Here is a 1,893-nt window from a genome sequence, read left to right as displayed (position 1 = left end):
GGAGTCGTTGCAAAACTAGGTAACCTGGTTTTATAACGGCTCCTTTCTGTTGTCCGTTGATATCTGGACGGTTTTAGGGATTCGAAAAAATGAGACCCGGTTCGGACGAACCGTTTCAAGCGCATGACAAATAAGCCTAGTCCTTGCGATATCGGCATCTGGTCTAAGCTGTTTTTTTGTACGCGATGATCTCCGTCTGATTGTTCAGGATCTTACTGTGTAGTTTGTTGAGATTGATGCCCAGAGCGACCAGAACGATGTCCGAGACCACCTTTTTCATGCTGCGGTGGCGGAATCTTGTGTATCCCAGGCCGTCCTTCAGTTTCGAAAAGGCACCCTCCGCCTGAATGGAACGGTTGATCCGGTGGTTGATTCCCGCATCAGACATAATATTGGCTTCAGACTGCATCCTGTGCTGCTCAAATGACGGGGAGAACTGGATGCTCTTATGGGTGGAGTTTACATTATTTCTGGTTCTGATGCACTCCGAGGCGTGAGGACACGCCTCACATTCACGACAGGTGTAAGTCCAGACGGTATCCACAAATCCCGAAGCGGTTTTCGTTTTCCGGTCCCTACCTCTTGCGAGGTGCTTTCCCGCCTTGCAGACATAGACATCCTTGTCCTCCAAGTAGATCATGTTCTCCCTGCGGCCGATGTTCTGCTTTGCTATTCGCTTCTTCTTCGTTTCATAGTTAGATGGCTTGATGTAGGCCGTCAGGTTTTTCATTTCCAGATAGCCGTAGTTCTCTTCACTCTCATAGCCGGCGTCAGCCACGATGTTCTTCAGAGATTTCCCATACGCGGGAAGCATCTGATCCAGGAAGGGTTTCAGGGTATGCAGGTCATTGGACTTCTGACTGCCCATGACCCCGACGATAAAGGCTCCACTGGAGGCCAGCTGGATATTGTAGGCCGGCTTGAGCTGCCCGTTGAGCATGTGGTCCTCCTTCATGCGCATGAAGGTTGCATCGTGGTCGGTTTTGGAATAACTGTTTCGGATTCCCATGAGCATGAGATGGTTCCTGTAGGCGGAGAATCTTTCCATGACCTCCTTCAGTCTCTCATAGTCCCTTTGCTCCTGGGTCTTCCGATGACCAATACCGTAGACAAACTTAATCCTGTTTCTGCTGCAGAGATTTCGGACCTCTTTGAATCTGTCCTTCACGTGCTCTTCAACCTCATCCAGAGTACTGCCGTCCGGCAGTCCGAGCTCACAGATTATCTTGTCCATGAGTTTCTTCTGGTTCTTCTCCACTGACTTGCGCCAGACAAAGGTATACCGGTTCGCGGTGGACTCGATCTTTGTCCCGTCGATATAGAGGGTCTTCAAGTCCACATGCCCGTCTTCCTGCAGAAGTTGGACAAACTCCGTAAGGAGGTCCTGGCTATGGTCTGCCAGCATCTGCTCAAAGCGGCAAATCGTGCTGTGGTCAGGTGCTTTCTTCCCGCCAAGAATGAAATGACCCCGGAGATCGAACTTGCAGAAAGTCTCGATCTTCCGGCTGTGGAAGATGCCTTCGCTGTAGCAGAACAGAATCACTTTGAGGAAGGTGATTGGGTCAAGAACCGGCTTTCTACCCTTGGAAGAGTAGGCGCTTAAAACTGTGCTTAAATTCATCCTTTCCACGATATTGCACACCAGTCTGACCTTGCCATCCTCTGGAATCACGGCGTCCACATCAAAGTTCATCGAGAGTTGCAAAGATGGGACATTGCGGTTAAAATTATAGAGGGTTGATTTGTTTCTCATAATTCAATTATAACCTATTGGAACTGGCTCTACGAGCCAGTTCCTCTTACTTTTTAGACTGTTTTTCAAAGAAAAATGCAGATGGAAACCGCAAGGTAACTATCTGCATGACAAAGGGGCTATTTTGCAACAGCCCCTTT

General features: G+C 49.0%; 1 protein-coding gene. It reads right to left on the bottom strand.

Annotation, left to right across the window (positions count from 1 at the left end):
- Positions 1-163: 163 nt before the first annotated feature.
- A complete protein-coding gene (locus RTX25_RS14440; RefSeq protein WP_312654613.1) occupies positions 164-1,693 on the bottom strand; it encodes an IS1182 family transposase in 1,530 nt (509 codons plus the stop codon).
- Between the last annotated feature and the right edge of the window lie 200 nt (positions 1,694-1,893).

This window comes from Proteiniclasticum sp., assembly GCF_032054185.1.
Classification (GTDB): Bacteria; Bacillota; Clostridia; order Clostridiales; family Clostridiaceae; genus Proteiniclasticum.
Note: the sequence above shows the minus strand (reverse complement) of the source record. Positions and strands in the feature narration are given on the sequence as shown.